The 16926-nt window shown below is 74.3% G+C and carries 18 protein-coding genes; 8 read left to right on the top strand and 10 right to left on the bottom strand.

Translation table 11 applies throughout. The features are described 5' to 3' along the window. Positions 1-107: 107 nt before the first annotated feature. On the bottom strand, positions 108-1463 hold the full coding sequence (locus ACFQH9_RS03245) for an MFS transporter (RefSeq protein WP_379564004.1): 1356 nt from the start codon (positions 1461-1463) through the stop codon (positions 108-110). A 172-nt stretch (positions 1464-1635) separates the two neighbouring features. Continuing rightward, positions 1636-2304 (bottom strand): TetR/AcrR family transcriptional regulator, encoded by a 669-nt coding sequence (locus ACFQH9_RS03240; RefSeq protein ID WP_379564002.1) that lies wholly within the window; start codon positions 2302-2304, stop codon positions 1636-1638. Positions 2305-2511: 207 nt separating this feature from the next. On the opposite strand from ACFQH9_RS03240, the gene ACFQH9_RS03235 reads away from it, so the two are divergent. The 5 genes from ACFQH9_RS03235 (at position 2512) to ACFQH9_RS03215 (ending at position 7690) form a co-directional block, all read left to right on the top strand. After that, entirely contained in the window at positions 2512-3441 is a 930-nt protein-coding gene (locus tag ACFQH9_RS03235) for a shikimate dehydrogenase (protein WP_379564540.1), read from the top strand. After that, positions 3431-5323, top strand: a complete 1893-nt coding sequence (locus tag ACFQH9_RS03230) for a sugar phosphate isomerase/epimerase and 4-hydroxyphenylpyruvate domain-containing protein (RefSeq protein WP_379564000.1) — start codon at positions 3431-3433, stop codon at positions 5321-5323. The genes ACFQH9_RS03235 and ACFQH9_RS03230 overlap by 11 nt, the downstream gene beginning before the upstream one ends. After that, positions 5324-6019, top strand: coding sequence for a response regulator (locus ACFQH9_RS03225; RefSeq protein ID WP_379563998.1), 696 nt, complete (start codon positions 5324-5326; stop codon positions 6017-6019). It abuts the gene before it with no gap. A 42-nt stretch (positions 6020-6061) separates the two neighbouring features. After that, positions 6062-6730: a 2OG-Fe(II) oxygenase gene (locus tag ACFQH9_RS03220; protein WP_379563996.1), complete on the top strand. Its 669-nt coding sequence runs from the start codon at positions 6062-6064 to the stop codon at positions 6728-6730. 78 nt (positions 6731-6808) lie between these two features. Further along, positions 6809-7690, top strand: coding sequence for an alpha/beta fold hydrolase (locus ACFQH9_RS03215; RefSeq protein WP_379563994.1), 882 nt, complete (start codon positions 6809-6811; stop codon positions 7688-7690). Positions 7691-7825: 135 nt separating this feature from the next. Here the strand turns inward: ACFQH9_RS03215 and ACFQH9_RS03210 are convergent, their stop codons facing one another. From ACFQH9_RS03210 to ACFQH9_RS03175, 8 genes are all read right to left on the bottom strand, one after another. Further along, positions 7826-8803, bottom strand: coding sequence for an ABC transporter substrate-binding protein (locus ACFQH9_RS03210; RefSeq protein WP_379563992.1), 978 nt, complete (start codon positions 8801-8803; stop codon positions 7826-7828). Beyond that, positions 8800-9279: a cupin domain-containing protein gene (locus tag ACFQH9_RS03205; RefSeq protein ID WP_379563990.1), complete on the bottom strand. Its 480-nt coding sequence runs from the start codon at positions 9277-9279 to the stop codon at positions 8800-8802. The genes ACFQH9_RS03210 and ACFQH9_RS03205 overlap by 4 nt, the downstream gene beginning before the upstream one ends. Then, complete coding sequence (locus ACFQH9_RS03200) at positions 9272-10366, bottom strand: Rrf2 family transcriptional regulator (protein ID WP_379563989.1); 1095 nt, start codon at positions 10364-10366, stop codon at positions 9272-9274. The genes ACFQH9_RS03205 and ACFQH9_RS03200 overlap by 8 nt, the downstream gene beginning before the upstream one ends. Next, entirely contained in the window at positions 10363-11511 is a 1149-nt protein-coding gene (locus tag ACFQH9_RS03195) for an LLM class flavin-dependent oxidoreductase (protein WP_379563987.1), read from the bottom strand. The genes ACFQH9_RS03200 and ACFQH9_RS03195 overlap by 4 nt, the downstream gene beginning before the upstream one ends. A gap of 28 nt (positions 11512-11539) precedes the next feature. Then, complete coding sequence (locus tag ACFQH9_RS03190; protein WP_379563985.1) at positions 11540-12265, bottom strand: ABC transporter ATP-binding protein; 726 nt, start codon at positions 12263-12265, stop codon at positions 11540-11542. Next, positions 12238-13044, bottom strand: coding sequence for an ABC transporter permease (locus ACFQH9_RS03185; RefSeq protein ID WP_379563983.1), 807 nt, complete (start codon positions 13042-13044; stop codon positions 12238-12240). Before ACFQH9_RS03185 ends, ACFQH9_RS03190 begins: the two co-directional genes overlap by 28 nt. 168 nt (positions 13045-13212) lie before the next feature. Further along, a complete protein-coding gene (locus ACFQH9_RS03180; RefSeq protein WP_372476589.1) occupies positions 13213-13290 on the bottom strand; it encodes a putative leader peptide in 78 nt (25 codons plus the stop codon). A gap of 487 nt (positions 13291-13777) precedes the next feature. Then, on the bottom strand, positions 13778-13957 hold the full coding sequence (locus tag ACFQH9_RS03175) for a hypothetical protein (protein WP_379563981.1): 180 nt from the start codon (positions 13955-13957) through the stop codon (positions 13778-13780). Positions 13958-14237: 280 nt separating this feature from the next. On the opposite strand from ACFQH9_RS03175, the gene ACFQH9_RS03170 reads away from it, so the two are divergent. The 3 genes from ACFQH9_RS03170 to ACFQH9_RS03160 are packed head-to-tail and all read left to right on the top strand — an operon-like array spanning position 14238 to position 16922. After that, complete coding sequence (locus ACFQH9_RS03170; protein WP_379563979.1) at positions 14238-15371, top strand: fatty acid desaturase family protein; 1134 nt, start codon at positions 14238-14240, stop codon at positions 15369-15371. A gap of 34 nt (positions 15372-15405) precedes the next feature. Beyond that, the gene (locus ACFQH9_RS03165; RefSeq protein ID WP_379563977.1) at positions 15406-15720 is read left to right on the top strand and encodes a MocE family 2Fe-2S type ferredoxin; all 315 of its coding nucleotides are present in this window, start codon (positions 15406-15408) and stop codon (positions 15718-15720) included. A gap of 5 nt (positions 15721-15725) precedes the next feature. Then, positions 15726-16922, top strand: a complete 1197-nt coding sequence (locus ACFQH9_RS03160; RefSeq protein ID WP_379564538.1) for an NAD(P)/FAD-dependent oxidoreductase — start codon at positions 15726-15728, stop codon at positions 16920-16922. Positions 16923-16926 lie beyond the last annotated feature (4 nt).

The following is a 16926-nucleotide window of genomic DNA, read 5'->3' as shown; positions in this document are numbered from 1 at the left end:
ACTGCCGCACAACCCCCGGGACGGTGGCCGTGATCCCGACTGCGAGGGGCACCACAGGGGAACGGGCCCGGACGCGGGTGCATCCGGGCCCGTCGACGCGGGGGCGGTCAGACCGTGGCGGCCCGTGCGGCGCCGGCGCCGGTGGTGCGGGACGTGCGCCCGAGCTCGCGGGTCGGGACCCGGAAGGTCTCCCGCGCGGTCGCCGCGGCGAGGGCCGAGACGACGCACAGCCCCCCGCCCAGGACGGCGACCGGGACCCACCCGGACACGCCCGGACCCGCCACCGCGGCGGCGATGGTGGGGGAGAAGCCCCCGATCGCGAAGCCGATCTGGGTGCCGATCGCCATGCCGGACAGCCGCACCCGCGTCGGGAACATCTCGGCGTAGAAGGAGGGCCACACCCCGTTGGCGGCGCTGTAGACGACCCCGGAGAGCGCGATGCCCGTCACGAACACGGCGACCAGCGAGCCGGTCGAGATCGCCCACAGGTACCCGGCGAGCAGCAGGCCGCTGCCGAGGGCGCCGGCGATGAAGACCGGCTTGCGCCCGACGCGGTCGGCCAGGGCGGCCAGCAGCGGGATGGCCGCGAGGGCGACGACGTTGGCCAGCACGCCGACCCACAGCATGGCCGTGCGCGGCAGCTCCACGGTGTTCACCGCGAAGGACAGCGCCCAGACGCTGAACAGCGTGCTCACCGAGGCGACCGTGGAGGCGAACACGACGCGCACCACGCCGCGCCAGTGGTCGCGGAAGAGGACGACGAGCGGCACATCGGGCTTCGCGGCGCTCGCGCCGTCCGCGACCTCGGTCTCGAAGACCGGGGTCTCGTGCAGCGAACGCCGGATGACCAGGCCGAACGCCACGACCACCACGCTCGCGAGGAACGGCACCCGCCAGCCCCAGCTCAGCAGGGCCGGCTCGGGCAGCGCCGCGATCGGCAGGAACACGGCCGTGGCGATGATGAACCCGGCCTGGGTGCCGCCGAGGGTGAAGCTGGTGAAGAAGGCGCGCCGGCCCTCCGGGGCGTGCTCGAGGCTCATCGAGTTGGCGCCGGCCTGCTCACCCGCGGCGGAGAGGCCCTGGAGCAGCCGGCAGGCCACGAGCAGGACGGGCGCGACGGTGCCGGCCTGGGCGTAGGACGGGAGGCAGCCAATCGCCATCGTGGACAGCCCCATGAGCAGCAGCGTCCAGATCAGCACGCGCTTGCGCCCGAAGCGGTCCCCGATGTGGCCGAGGATGACCGCGCCGACCGGGCGGGCCACGTAGCCGACGCCGAACGTCGCCAGCGCCAGGAGGGTGCCCGTCGCCGGGTTCTCGGCCGGGAAGAACACCTTGTTGAACACGAGCGCCGCGGCGGTGCCGTAGATGAAGAAGTCGTAGTACTCGAGCGCGCTGCCGATCCAGGCGGCGAGCGCCGCCTTGCGCGGCTGGGCCGCCGGGGCGGCGAGGGTCGGTGAGGACACGTGGGGCTCCCTGGAGTGTTGCTCCGATGCACGACACAGCGGGACCGGTCGCGACGGCTTATGTACCGCCTGGTTACGTACCGGATAGTGAGTTAGCTCCACGGCGGTGTCAACCCCTGACGGCCCATCCGGCGGTCGCGCGGGCGTCTCCCGGGCCGGCGCCGAGCCCGTGTCAGGCCCTGCCGACGTGCGCGGTGAGGTACTCCAGGACGAGGTCGCCGAGCATGCGCCGGTAGTGGTCGCGCCGGTCGGGATCCAGGAGGTCGCGGTCGAAGATGGCCTGGAAGGTGTGCCGGTTCGCGGTGCGGAAGACGCAGAACGCGCTGATCACCATGTGCACGTCGAGCGCGTCGACGTCCTCGCGGAACAGGCCGGCCCGGCGTCCGCGCGCGAGGATCCCGCCGAGCACGTCGACCGCGGGTGCGGCCAGCCCGGGCAGGATCGGCGAGGTCCGCAGGTGTTCGGCGTGGTGGATGTTCTCGATGCTGACCAGCCGGATGAAGGCGGGGTGCGACTCGTGGTGGTCGAAGGTCAGCTCGGCGAGCGCGCGCATCGCCCGGGCGGGGTCGAGGTGGTCGACGTCGAGCTGCTGCTCCAGGGCGCGGATGCCCTGGTAGGCGCGCTCCAGGACGGCCACGTAGAGGCCTTCCTTGCTGCCGAAGTAGTAGTAGAGCATCCGCTTGGTCGTGCGGGTGCGGGCGGCGATCTCGTCGACCCGTGCGCCCGCGTAGCCGCGGTCGGCGAACTCGGCGGTGGCGACGTCGAGGATCTCGGCGCGGGTGCGCTCGGCGTCCCGCTGGCGCTCGGGCGTGCCGACCGGGCCGCTCGGCTGCGCGCTCACGAGGTCGATCCGGCCGCTCGGCTCACCCGACGGCTCACGCGGCGGCTCACGCGGCGGCTCACGCGGCGGCTCACCAGTCGGCTCACGGGTCGGCTCACGGGTCGGCTCACAGGGGCGACGATATCCGGCTCCCGCTTCCCTTCCGGCGCTCGACCGGGTACAAGTAACTAACCGGTACATTCATCGACGGCGAGGGAGCCCGTGAGCATGTCCCAGGACCGCACCGCCCCCGACGGCCCGACGTCCCGCCGGCTGCTCACCGGCCTGATCGGGGCGGGGATCGGCCCGTCGCTCTCGCCCGCGCTGCACGAGCGCGAGGCCCGCGAGCTCGGCCTGGACTGCACCTACACCCGCTTCGACCTCGACGAGCTGGACCTGCCGGCGGAGGCCGTCGGCGACCTGCTCGCCCGGGCGCGGGCCGAGGGCCGGGCGGGCGTGAACGTCACGCACCCCTGCAAACAGCTGGTGATCCCGCACCTCGACGAGCTCTCGCCCGACGCGGCCGCGATCGGAGCGGTCAACACCGTCGTCCTCGACGGGGAGCGGGCCGTCGGGCACAACACCGACTGGTCCGGCTTCCGCGACGGCTTCGTCGCCGGCCTGCCCGGCGTTCGGCTCGACGAGGTCGTGCTGCTGGGCGCGGGCGGGGCCGGAGCGGCCGCGGCGCACGCCCTGCTGAGCCTCGGCGTCGGGACGCTGTCCGTGCTCGACGTCGACGCCGCCCGCGCGACCCGCCTCGCCGACGCCCTCGCTGCGCGGTTCGGCTCCGGCCGCGCCCGGGGCGGCGCCGTCGCCGACCTGGGGCGTCGGTCGGCCGCGGCCGACGGGCTGGTGCACGCGACGCCCGTCGGGATGGCCGAGCACCCCGGCCTCCCGCTGCCGGCCGCGATGCTGCGCCCGGAGCTCTGGGTCGCCGAGATCGTCTACCGGCCGCTGGAGACGCCGCTGCTGCGCGCGGCGCGGGCCCGCGGCTGCCGCGCGCTCGACGGCGGGCGCATGGCCGTGCACCAGGCCGCGGAGGCGTTGCGGCTGTTCAGCGGCCTCGAGCCGGATCCGGCGCGGATGCTGCGTCATCTCGCGGAGCTGGTCGGCGCGGAGACCTCGGGAGCGGACGGGGGTGCCGGCCGTGTCGCGTGAGCCCCGCACCGCGATCGCGACGGTGTGCCTGTCCGGCGCGCTGGAGGACAAGCTGCCGGCCGCGGCGGCGGCCGGGTTCGACGGCGTGGAGATCTTCGAGCCGGATCTGGTCGCCTCGCCCATGCCGCCCGGGGAGGTGCGGCTGCGCTGCGCCGACCTGGGCCTGGCGATCGACCTCTACCAGCCCTTCCGCGACCTGGACTCGACCGATCCGCAGCGGTTCGCGGCCAACCTGCGCCGCGCCGAGCACAAGTTCGGGGTGATGGAGGCGCTCGGCACCGACACCGTGCTGGTCTGCTCCTCGGTCGCACCCGACGCCGTCGCCGAGATCGACCTGCTCGCCGAGCAGCTGCACGCGCTGGCCGAGCGGGCCGCCGCGCGCGGGCTGCGGATCGCCTACGAGGCGCTGGCCTGGGGCCGGCAGGTGAACACCTACGACCGCTCCTGGGAGGCCGTGCGCCGGGCCGACCACCCGGCGCTGGGGCTGTGCCTGGACAGCTTCCACATCCTCTCCCGCGGCTCGGACCCGGCCCCGATCGCCGAGATCCCGGGCGAGAAGCTGTTCTTCCTGCAACTCGCCGACGCCCCGCACCTGGCGATGGACGTGCTGCAGTGGAGCCGCCACCATCGGCTGTTCCCCGGCCAGGGCGCCTTCGACCTGCCCGCCTTCCTGGAACCCGTGCTGCGCGCGGGCTACACCGGGCCGTGGTCGCTGGAGGTGTTCAACGACGTGTTCCGCCAGGCCGACCCCGCCCGCGCGGCCGTCGACGCCCACCGCTCCCTGCTCGCGCTGGCCGAGGCCACCGCGGCGCGCGGCGAGGGCAGCGGCCAGGGCAGCGACCAGGGCAGCGGCCTGGTCACCGATCCGGTCGCCGAGCCCGCGCCCGAGCTGCGCGGACACGCCTTCGTCGAGCTCTCGGCGGACGAGTCGCTGGCCCCGGTGCTGGGCGCGCTCGGCTTCACCCGCACAGGGCTGCACCGCACCAAGCCCGTCGAGCGCTGGGAACAGGGCCAGGCCCGGATCCTGGTCAACCGCTCCGGCGGACCGGTCGCGGTCGCCGCGCTGGCCGTGGAGTCGGCCGACCCGCCCGCGGCGGCCCGGCGGGCGATGCGGCTGAGCGCGCCCCGGCTGCCCCGGGAGCGCGGCCCCGCCGAGGCGGATCTGGCGGCGGTCACCGCGCCGGACGGGACCGCACTGTTCTTCTGCCGCACCGGCGCCCGCGCCGTCGAGGGCACGGACTGGACCGGCGACTTCGTGCCCACCGGCGAGACCGCGGGCAGGGACGGGGCCGGGGTCGGGGTGACCGGGATCGACCACGTCGGCCTGGCCCAGCCCTTCGACCACTTCGACGAGGCCGCGCTGTTCTACCGCACGGTGCTGGGCCTGGAACCGGCCGCGACCGGGGAGTTCGCCGCCCCGTTCGGTCTGGTCCGCAGCCGTGCCGTCGCCGACCCGCTGCGGCGGGTGCGGCTCGCGCTGACCGTGTCGCTGCTGCGTCGCGGCGAGTGGGCGCCCGGGGTGTCCGAGCCGCAGTACGTCGCCCTGGCCGTCGACGACGTCCTGGCCGCCGCCCGCGCCGCCCGCGCGGCCGGGGCCCCGCTGCTGGCGATCCCGGACAACTACTACGCCGACCTCGACGCCCGCCTCGCCCTCTCGCCGGAGCGGCTGGCCGCCTACCGTGACCTCGGCGTCCTGCACGAGGAGACGCCCGAGGGCGCCTACCTGCAGGTCTGCACCGAAGTGCTCGGCGGACGGGTGTTCCTCGCGCTCGTCCAGCGCATCGGCGACCACGACGGCTACGGCTGGACCGACGCCCCCGTCCGGATGGCCGCGCACCGGCGGCGCAGGCTGGCCCGGGAGCACGTGCGTACCCGGCTGTGAGTGAATGAGGGCGTGCAGACCCGGGTCCTCGTCGTCGACGACGACCCCGCCATCGCCCGCGCCCTGCGGATCAACCTGACCGCGCAGGGCTACCACGTCACGCTGGCCGGGGACGGCAGGTCGGCGCTGCGGGCGGCCGCGGACCGGCACCCGGACGTCGTCGTGCTCGACCTGGGCCTGCCCGACCTCGACGGCGCCGAGGTCATCGCCGGCATCCGCGGCTGGAGCCCGGTGCCGATCATCGTGCTCTCCGCGCGGACCGACTCCGGGGAGAAGGTGGCCGCGCTCGACGCCGGCGCGGACGACTACGTCACCAAGCCCTTCGGGATGGACGAGCTGCTGGCCCGGCTGCGCGCGGCGGTCCGGCGGGCGGGGGCGGCGGCGCCGATTGGCGAGCCGGTGCTGCAGCTGGGCGAGATGACCGTGGACCTGCAGGCCAAGCGCGTCCACCGGGGCGGGGCCGAGGTGCACCTGACCCCGACCGAGTGGGGCATCCTCGAGATGCTCGCCGGGCACCGCGGCACGCTCGTCGGCCAGCGGGAGCTGCTGCGGCAGGTGTGGGGGCCGCAGTACGAGGAACGCACCAACTACCTGCGGGTGTACCTGGCACAGCTGCGGCGCAAGCTCGAGCCCGATCCCGCGCACCCGCGGTACCTGATCACCGAGGCGGGAATGGGCTACCGGCTCGACGTCTGATTCCCGCCGGAACCGCGCGGGCGCCGCTGGTGGGGTGGACGCATGGATCTCGCGGAGGAGCTCGACGGCACCGGGGTCGCGCACGTCCCGGGCGTGCTGTCCCCCGAGGAGTGTGCCGAGGTGGCGGGCCTGTTCGACGAGGACGCGCGCTTCCGCAGCACCGTCGTCATGGCCCGGCACGCGTTCGGCGAGGGGACCTATCGCTACTTCGCCGACCCACTGCCGGAGGTGGTGCAGCGGCTGCGCGAGGAGTGGTACCCGCCCCTGGCGACGATCGCGAACCGGTGGGCGGAGCGGCTCGGCGAGCGCACCTTCCCGGGCACGCTCGCAGAGCTGCGGGCCGAGTGCGCGGAGCGCGGCCAGCGCCGTCCCACCCCGCTGCTGCTGCGCTACGGGCCGGGCGGGCACAACCGGCTGCACCAGGACGTCTACGGCGACCTGACCTTCCCGCTGCAGCTGCTGGTGATGCTCAGCCGGCCGGACGTCGACTTCACGGGCGGGGAGAGCGTGTTCGTGGAGCAGGTGCCGCGGCAGCAGTCGCGGGCGGTCGTCGTGCGGCCGGGGCAGGGCGACGCCGTGGTGTTCCCGGTGCACCACCGGCCCGTCCGCGGCACCCGTGGCGACCACCGCCGGCAGCTGCGGCACGGGGTCTCGCCGGTGCACACGGGGGAGCGGTTCGTGCTGGGGATCATCTTCCACGACGCGCCGTAGGGACCGCCGGGGAGTGACGACGGTCGTCACCCCCCGGGGGACCGGCCCGGAGCGGCGTCCCGTGCGACGATCCGACCCGTGGACCCGACCGCGACCGACGACGCCCCCCGCTGGTTCCGCACCGCGCTGGCCGAGCCGCCGGTGCACGGCGACGCCGAGGTGGAGGGCGCGCGCGTGCACTACCGCGCCTGGGGGGAGGAGGGCCGGCCCGGGCTGGTTCTCGTGCACGGCGGCGCGGCGCACTCCGGCTGGTGGGACCACATCGCGCCGTTCTTCTCCGCCGGGCACCGGGTCGTCGCGCTCGACCTGACCGGGCACGGCGACAGCGAGCACCGCCGCGCCTACGACCTGGACCTGTGGGCCCGCGAGGTGATGGCGGTGGCTCACGCCGGCGGCGTCGCCGGGCCGCCGACGGTGATCGGGCACAGCATGGGCGGCTGGGTGACCGCGACCGTCGGGGCGCGGTTCGGTGCCGAGGTCGACGGCATCGTGATCATCGACTCGCCGCTCAACGAGCAGCCCCCCGAGGAGGAGCGGCTGCGGCGCAAGACCCGGACGGCGAAGGTCTACGACGACCGCGGGACGATCCTCGGCCGCTTCACCACGATGCCGGCGCAGGAGGTCCTGCTGCCGTACGTGCGCCGGCACATCGCCGAGGAGTCGGTGAAGGCGGTCGAGGGCGGCTGGAGCTGGAAGTTCGACCCGAGCCTGTTCGCCGAGCGCGTGCTGCTGCGCGACCTGCTGCCGGAGCTGAAGTGCCGTGCCGGCTTCCTGCGCTCGGAGTTCGGGCTGGTCCCGGACACGATGGCCGCCCAGATCGACGCCCTGCTCGGCCACCGCGTCCCGATCGTCGACCTCCCCGCCACGGGCCACCACCCGATGCTCGACCAGCCGCTGGTACTGGTCACCGCCCTCCGCGCCCTGCTGCGGCAGTGGGCGGTGGACTCGCTCCCGGACTGAGCCTCGGTCCGCGCCAGCCGCCGGAACAGCTCGACGTCGGCGGCGGTGTCCATCCCCGAGCGGGGGTGCCGCCGGCCGCCGGCGTGCACCCCCGACCCCGTGAGGTAGAGGGCCAGGTGCCTCACCGCGCCGGACTCACTGCGCGGTGGCGGGCGACAGGTCCTGGACCGCCTCGGACACCTCGACCTTCTTGCGCAGCACGCCGTAGGCCTCGTAGTTGTCCGCGACCGTCTGGATCTCGCCGACCAGCGCCCGGTCGAGCGGGACCAGGGAGCGGTTCGCGCGCTGCGACATCAGGTCCGCGACCGCGGCGGGCCGCTGGGTCAGCTTCGTGTAGATCGCGGCGTTCTCGGCCGGGTGGTCGGCGGCCCACTGCACGGCCTGACCGTAGCGGGCGACGAAGTCCTGCAGGGCCTGCTTCCTGCCGGCGTCGGAGAGCGCGTCGGCGTTGGCGTCGAGGAAGGTCAGGCCGGGGGCGAGCCCCTCCGGTCCGCGCAGCACGCGCGCGCCCTGCTCCTGCTCGGCGACCGCGGTGTACGGGTCCCAGGTGGACCAGGCGTCGATCGCGCCCGACGACATCGCCGCGGCGGCGTCGACCGGTTGCAGGAAGGACACCGTGACGTCCTTGTCGGTGAGCCCGGCCTCCTTGAGGGCCTGCAGCAGCAGGTAGTGGCCGACCGAGCCCTGCGTGGTCGGGGAGACGGTCTTGCCCTTGAGGTCCGCCACCGACCGGATCGGGGAGTCCTTCGGCACGACGATCGACAGGCCGTACTGCTGCGGGACCCTGGTCGCCGCCACGATCTTGATGTCGTCCGTGGAGGACAGCGCGGTCAGGGTCGGCGCGTCGCCGGCCACGCCGATGTCGACGGCCCTGCCGCGCAGGGCCTCCAGCACCGGCGCGGCCGCGGGGAACTGGGCCCACTCGACCTTGTACGGCGCGTCCTGCAGCACCCCCGAGGCCTCGAGGAGCGCCTGCTGGATGCCGGCCTGGTCACCGACCTTGATCGTGACGGTGGACAGGTCCACCGGGCCGTCGGACTCCGAGGCGCTCGAGGAGCACCCGGCCAGTGCCAGGGCGGCGGTGGCGAGGACGGCGGTGAGCAGACGCTTCACGAAGGCTTCTCCTTCAGCGGGTAGAGGGCGGGGAGGTTCACGACGATCCCCTCCTGGGTGCTGCGGGAGATGACGACCACGGCCGGGTTCTCCGGGTCCGGGTTCTCCTCGCGGTGGGGGACGAACGGCGGCACGAAGACGTAGTCGCCGGGCTCGGTCTGCAGCGCGACCTCGCCGGTGCCGTCGTGGAAGACGAACCGCGGGTGCCCGCTGACGATGTAGATCGAGGTCTCGGCCTCGCCGTGGTGGTGGTCGCCGGAGTTGGTGGCCGGCGCGACGTGTGTCTCGCCGGTCCACAGCTTCTCCGAACCGACGGTCTTGCCGCTGACCGCCTCCCGGCGGGTCATGCCGGTGGTCTGCCGGGTGTCGCCGGTCAGGTCGGCGTTCTTGATCAGGTGCACCCGGGCCCGGTCCGGCAGCTGGGCCTGCGCGGCGGTGAGGTCGGGGTGGAACGCGGTGTTGTCGACGTCAGCCATGGTTGCTCCCGGTGGTCAGTTCGAGGACGGAACGCTCCTCGAGATACTCGCGGACGGTGCGCTCCAGATCGCCCCACGGTGCGCCGGCCGGGACGGTCGCGACGGCGCCCTCGGTGGCCCGGACGACGTCCGCCAGGGTGATCCCCGCGGCGTCCCGGGCGAGCGTGTAGCCACCCTCGCAGCCGCGGCGGCTGCTCACCAGGCCCGCCTTCCGGAGCTGGATCATGATGTTGACCAGCGAGTTCAGCGGGATGTCGCGGGTGCGGGCGATCTGCTCGCAGCGGACCGGGCCGGCCTCGTCCACGATCAGCTCGGCGATCGCGCGCAGGGCGTAGTCCAGGCGGGCCGAGACGTGCAGCGGCGCGGCCTTACGGGACCTGACCGCCTCGCGCGGGCCGGCCTCGACGAACCCGGCACCCTTCGCGACACCCTCGAGGAAGGTCACGATCCGGGCGGCGACGATCCGGTGGAACTGGTCGTTGAGCACGTCGTGCACCCCGTCCCGCACGACCGCGACACTGGGCCGATGCTCGGCTTCGCCGCGGCCGGCCAGGGCGCGGACGGCCTCGACGGGGGCGATCGGGTCGGCCTCGCCGTGCAGCACCAGCGTCGGCACGTCCGGCAGCGCCTCGGGGTGCTCGGGGAGGTCGCCGCTGAGCTCGCCCCACCGGAAGTCCGGGTCGGTGTCGAGGACCTGCCGGTGGATCGGGCAGGCGGTCCGGGCGGCGATCTCGGCGTCGTGGTCGGCCGGTGTGTCGCCGGTCCCCAGCGGGAGGGCGGCCAGCACCAGGGCGTCCGGCGGGGTCGTGCTCGCGATCGCCCAGGCGCGCAGGGCACCGGCGTCGGAGCCGAGCAGGACCCGGGCACCCGCACCCTCCGCGAGGGCGGCGGTGACCTCGGGGTCCGTCGCGTCCGCGTGCGGGACGACGACGGCGTACCCGTCGAAGGCCAGGCGCCTCCCGAGACGCGTGTAGACGCCCGGGTTCTCGCCGCGGCCGACGAGGACCACGACGGTCCCACGGACCGCGGCGGCCGGGGTGAAGACGGTGGGGGCGGGGGCTGTGTCGTCGGTCGGCAGGGTCGTCACGCGGGCACCTTCTGCGAACGCCGGGCCACCTCGGTCCGGACGAGGGGGAGCAGGTCGCGGCCGTAGGCGGTCGCGTCGGCGACGGGGTCGTAGCCGCGGATCAGCAGGGTGGTCACGCCGATGTCGACGTAGTCCAGCAGCGCCCGGGCCACCGTCTCCGGGGTGCCGACGAGCGCGGTGGAGTTGCCCGCCGCGCCGGACGCCACCGCGGTGGCGGTCCAGAGGCACCGGTCGTGGAGCTCGCCCTTCTCGGCGGCGGCGAGCAGGCGCGGCGAGCCGACGTTCGACGGCCCGCGGTGCTCATCCACCCCGCCGGCACCGCCGGCTGCCGTCCCCCAGCTCTCCCGCATGCGAGTCCCGGTGAACGAGCCGTGGCCGCCCTTCGCGGCCACGATCCGGTCGCGGATCGCGTGCGCGCGCTCCCAGGCCTGCTCCTCGGTGGCGCCGAGGATCGGCCGGAAGGACACGCTGATCCGGGGGAGCTCGGTGCGGCCCGCCGCACGGGCCGCGGCGTGGACCTTCTCGATCTGCTCGGCGGTCTCGGCGAGGGGCTCGCCCCAGAGCGCGAAGACGTCCGCGTGCTTGCCGCCGACCCGGTACGCCGCCTCCGAGGAGCCGCCGAAGAAGATCGGGATCCGGCTGCTCAGCGGGCGGATCTCCTGCCGCACGCCGGCCACCCGGTAGTGCTCGCCGGTGTGGTCGAACGCCTCGGGCTCGTACCAGGCGCGGCGGACCACGTCGAGGTACTCGTCCGTGCGGGCGTAGCGCTGCTCCTTGTCGAGCCAGTCGCCGTCGCGGCGCTGGTCGACGTCGCTGCCGCCGGAGATGACGTGCATCGCGACCCGGCCGCCGCCGGAGAAGTGGTCCAGCGTGGCGTACTGCCGCGCGGCGAGGGTGGGGGCGGTGAAGCCCGGGCGGTGCGCGACCAGGAAGCCCAGCCGCTCGGAGTGCGCGGCGCCGTACGCGGCGACCTGCAGCCCGTCCGGCGTGGACGACGAGTGGCCGACCAGCACCTTGTCGAAGCCGCCCTCCTCGTGGGCGGACACGAAGCGGCGCACCGTGTCCCGGTCCACGACCGGCCCCGCGGCGGGGTGGATCTCGGAGACCTCCTGGGTCCCGATCATGCCGACGAACTCGACCGTCATGGTCGTCCTCCTCCAGGTGCGGATCGAGTCAGTGCACGCCGAGGCGCGCGAGCAGCTCGCCGCGCAGGCGCTGGAACTCGGGATCGGTGACGTCACGGGGCCGGTCGAGCTCGACGGGGGCGTCGTAGCCGATCTTCCCGTCCTGCATGACCAGCACGCGGTCGGCCAGCGCGAGGGCCTCCTCGACGTCGTGCGTGACGAGCAGGACCGCGCAGCCGTGCCGCTGCCACACCTCGTCCACCAGCCCACGGGCGGTGATGCGGGTCAGCGCGTCGAGCGCGGAGAACGGCTCGTCGAGCAGCAGCAGGTCCGGCTCGCGGACCAGGGCGCGGGCGAGCGCGGCGCGCTGCGCCTCGCCGCCGGAGAGGACCTTCGGCCACACGTCGACCCGATGGGCCAGGCCCACCTCGGTCAGCGCGGCGACGGCGCGCTCCTTGTCGGGCTTGCCGGGTAGGCCGAGGACGACGTTGCGCCACACCTTCTTCCACGGCATCAGCCGAGGGGCCTGGAAGCCGACGGCCCGCTTGCGGGGCACGGTGACCTCCCCGGAGACGTCGCGGTCCAGGTCCGCGAGGATCCGCAGCAGGGTGGACTTGCCGCAGCCCGACGCGCCGAGCAGCGCGACGAATTGGCCGGGCGCGATGTCGAGGTCCAGGTCCTCGATCACCGCCCTGGAATCGGCACCGACGCCGAACCTCCGGGTGAGGCCGCGGACCTCGACCGCCTTCACCTCCCGCTGAACGCCGGTCGCCACGACAGCAGCCCCCTCTCGAGACCCCGCACGATCATGTCCGCGACCAGGCCGAGGATCGCGTAGAGCGCGAGGCAGACGACGATGACGTCCGTCGCGAAGAACTCGCGGGCCTTGTTCATCTCGTAGCCGATGCCGGAGGTCGCGTTGATCGTCTCGCCGAAGACCAGGGCCAGCCAAGCGGTGCCCAGCGCGTAGCGCAGACCGATCAGGAACTGCGGCATCGCCGAGGGCAGGATCACGTGCCGGACCTGGCCGAACCAGCCGAGCCCGAGCGTCCGCGCGGCCTCGACGAGCGAGGAGTCGACGTTGCGGATGCCGCCGTAGAGGTTCATGTACAGCGGGAAGGTCACGGCGAGCCCGACCAGGATGATCTTGGGCTCCTCGTCGATCCCGAACCAGATGATCAGCAGCGGGATCAGGCCGATGACGGGCACCGTGCGGAGCATCTGCATCGGCGCGTCGATGACGTCCTCGCCGCGGCGGAAGAGCCCCGCGAGCGTGGCCAGCACGACCGCGGCGACCAGTCCGACCCCGAGGCCGGCGAGCACCCGGACCACCGAGGTGGTCACGGCACTCTGCAGGGAGCCGTCCTCCCACATGCCCGCGGCGGTCTGCACCACGGTCAGCGGCGAGGCGAGCGTGTCGTCCTCGAGGATCCCGACGCTCGACAGCACCTGCCAGAGCGCCACGAGGACGATCGGCGAGACGGTCTTGAGGACCCAGCGCGGGACGCGGCCGGGCCTGCGGTCGGCCTCGGAGACGAGGGTGACGGTGTCCACCGGGCTCCGCTCGGTGGACGGGGGCGGTTGCACGCGCGTCCGTTCCGGGGTCGTGGTCATGGGTGTCCCTAGGGGGCGAGCGGGCACCCGGGAGCCAGAACACGCCGGGCGCCCTGGATGGATCGCCGCCCGGCGGGGTCGGTGGGGCGGCGCGGTCCGACGAGGGCGTCAGCGCGGACAGAGGGCGGACGCCACCCGCTGGAGGTCGATGTGACCCCGCGTGGTGAGGAGCGTCGAGCCGGTCATGGGGCGACGGTAACCCGGTCGGGGCGCAATCCCAACGGCGGGCGTTGGGATTGCGAAACCGGTCACAGGGGGCGTTCTGCCTGCTGGGACGGCACCCCGGCGGTCCGGACATTCCCCCGGCCGGCCGGGCGCCGCAGACCCGCTCCCGTACCCCTCACACCCGCGCAGCCCGCCACCTACGCCGTCGACGGCGTGTGGAGCGCTTCGGCAGGTGTGCGGCTCGAACGGCATCGAGCGGGTGGGTGGTGCGTCGGCGGTGCGGAGCGCCGATCGTTGCGCGAGGGGGCGGGTGTGGGGCGCATCGGTGGGTGCGAAGCGCGGATCGAGGCGCGAGGCGTCGCGTCCGGTGCGGCCGCCTGCCGACGCTGGGTGACCGGGCGGGCGCCGCGGTCCGGCTCGCCGCCTCCCGCCGGCCCGAGCGGACCGGCGGAGGAGGATGACCGCGCGACGGTCCCGCGCGGTCACCCCTCGTGATCACCTGGTCGGGTCAGACCTCCGGTGCGGCGTCGAGGGCGGCGTCGGCGTCCAGGTCGAGCTCCCGGCGCAGGATCTGCGCGGGGACGGAGACACTGGTGCGCGGGCGCCGCATCGGCGTGCGCAGGGCGATCGTGAGTTCGTGCGCGAGGTCGTAGCCGTAGTCGCTGTGCGGATCCTGATCGCCCGACATCGTCGTCTCCTTGCTGCCGCCGGGATCGTGCTGACGCTCCGTCACGGGGCGTGCCCGTTGGGTGCACGAGAATCATCGCCCGGTCGGTCAACGCGCGGCAAGGAAAGTCCACCGACCGGAGTCGACTCTCCACTGTCGGGGGACGGGCGGCGGCGTGTCCGGGATCAGCTGCTTTGTGAGGACAAACCCTTGACAGCCGGGCGCACGGTCCCGACCATTGACCGCAGTTGGAGCGCTCCAATTCCTGCGCTCCGCCGGCTGACGACGAGGTGGTCGACGAATGGGCAGGGAGCGGCTCGAGCGCTACGACCTGGCCGGCCCGGAGAACCGGGCCGCGGTGGAGGCGGGGCTCGCCGGGGCGACCTGGTTCCGCAGCGACGTCCCGCGCAAGCGGATGAAGGAGCTGATGCGCCGCACGGACGGCCCGGCGATCCGCGACACCGCGCTCTGGATCGGGCTGATGCTCGTGTGCGCCGGGGCCGGGACCGCGCTGTGGGGCACCTGGTGGGCGGTGCCGTTCTTCCTGGTCTACGGCGTGCTCTACGGCTCGGCGTCGGACTCGCGCTGGCACGAGGCGGGACACGGGACCGCGTTCAGGACCCGGTGGCTCGACGAGGCGGTCTACCAGGTCGCGTCGTTCATGATGATGCGCGACGCGACGACCTGGCGGTGGAGCCACACCCGCCACCACACGGACACGCTGATCGTGGGCCGCGACCCGGAGATCCAGGCGATGCGCCCGGCGCGGCTGGCGAAGCTGCTGGCCAACTTCGTCGGCCTCGTCGACGTCCCGCTGGCCTTCCGCACCATGGCGATCCACGCCGCCGGACGGCTCACGGCCGAGGAGGCCGACTACGTCCCCGAGTCCGAGCGGCCCAAGGTCTACCGCACCGCGCGGATCTCGCTGGCGGTCTACGCCGTGGCGATCGCGACCGCGATCGGCTTCGGCACCTGGCTGCCCGTGGTGCTGATCGGCGGCCCGCGGGTCTACGGCACCTTCATGCACGTCGTCTACGGACTCACCCAGCACGCCGGGATGGGCGAGAACGTGCTGGACCACCGGCTCAACACCCGCACCGTGCGGATGTGCCGGGTCAACCGGTTCCTCTACTGGAACATGAACTTCCACGTCGAGCACCACATGTTCCCGATGGTCCCGTACCACCGGCTGCCGGAGCTGCACGAGGAGATCAAGCACGACTGCGCGCCCGTGTACCCGTCGTTGTGGGCCGCGTACAAGGAGATCGTCCCCGCGGTCCTGCGGCAGATGAAGGACCAGGACCACCACGTCGAGCGCGAGCTGCTGCCCGGCGCCACGCCCTTCCACATCCCGAACGAGCTGACCGACGGCCGGGCGCGCCCGCTCGCGACCGCGGCCGCGGCCACCTCGAGCTCCGACCCGACCGCAGCCTGACGACCCCGCCCGACCCACCCCAGGAGAACCCGTAATGCCCCAGTGGATCGCCGCCTGCGAGACCGACGACGTCGACCCCGAGGACGTCGTCCCCTTCGAGCACGCCGGCAACGCCTACGCCGTCTACCGCTCGCCCGACGACGCCTTCTTCGCCACGGACGGCTACTGCACCCACGAGCGGGAGCTGCTGTGCGACGGGCTGGTCATGGGCGGCACCATCGAGTGCCCCAAGCACAACGGCCGCTTCGACTACACCAGCGGCAAGGCGCTGGGCGCGCCCGTGCTGGTCGACGTGCGCACCTACCCGACCAAGGTCGAGGACGGCACCGTCTACATCGAGGTCCCGTGAGCGGGATGCTCGTCGTCGGGGCCGGCGAGTGCGGCACCCGCGCGGCGCTGGCCCTGCGCGAGGAGGGGTACGCAGGGCCGGTCACGCTGGTCGGCGGCGAGCCGGGCACGCCCTACGAGCGCCCGCCGCTGTCGAAGGCGGTGCTCTCCGGGGCCGCGGACCTCACCCCGCTCTGCCCCGCGGAGCGGCTGGCCGAGGCGGGGGTCACCCACCTCGCCGGGGTCGCGGCCACCGCGCTCGACGTCACCGCGCACACGCTCGCCCTCGCCGACGGCCGGGTGCTCGGCTACGACCGGCTGCTCCTCGCGACCGGGGCCCGCGCGCGCCCGTTGCCCGGCGCGCTGGTGCTGCGCAACCACGCCGACGCCGTCGCGCTGCGGGAACGGCTGGTGCCCGGCGCGCGGGTCGGCGTCGTCGGCGGCGGGTTCATCGGGCTCGAGGTGGCGGCGACGGCGGCCGGGCTCGGGTGCGCGGTCACGGTCGTCGAGGCCGCGCCACGGCTGATGGCGCGGGCGGTGCCCGAGCGCCTCGCGGCCCGCGCGGCCGCCCGGCACGTCGAGGCCGGGATCGACGTGCGGTGCGGCACGGCGGTGGCGCGCCTGGAGCCGGGTCGGATCGTGCTCACCGACGGACGGGTCGTCGAGGTCGACGTCGTGGTGGCCGGGATCGGGTCCGCGCCGGAGACCGCCCTCGCCGAGGCGGCGGGGATCGCGGTCGGGAACGGGATCCTGGTCGACGGGGCGATGGCCACCTCGGCGCCGGACGTGTTCGCGGCGGGGGACTGCTGCTCCTTCCCGCACCCGCTCTACGGCGACCGCCGGCTCCGGCTGGAGTCCTGGCGGGCCGCGCAGGAGCAGGGCGTCCATGCCGCGCGGGCGATGCTCGGCACGCCCGGGCCGTACGCGGCGGTGCCGTGGTTCTGGAGCGACCAGCACGACCTATCCCTGCAGGTCGCGGGGCTGTCCGGGGCCGCGACCGAGGAGGTCGTGCGGCTCCGCCCGGACGGCGCCGAGCTGTGGTTCGGCCTCGACGCCGGCCGCCTGGTGGCCGTCGCCGGGATCGGGGCGGGCACCGCCGTCGCCAGGGACGTCCGGATCGGCGAGATGCTGATCGCGCGCCGGGCCACGCCGGACCCGGCGGCCCTGACCGACCCGGCGGCCGCGCTCAAGCCGCTGCTGCGCGCGCCCTCGCCCGTCGGGTGAGATC

The sequence above is a fragment of the Pseudonocardia lutea genome (assembly GCF_042658055.1).
In the GTDB taxonomy this organism is placed as follows: Bacteria; Actinomycetota; Actinomycetes; order Mycobacteriales; family Pseudonocardiaceae; genus Pseudonocardia; species Pseudonocardia lutea.
The sequence above is the reverse complement of the archived record's forward strand: the minus strand, read 5'-3'. Positions and strand labels throughout refer to the sequence as shown.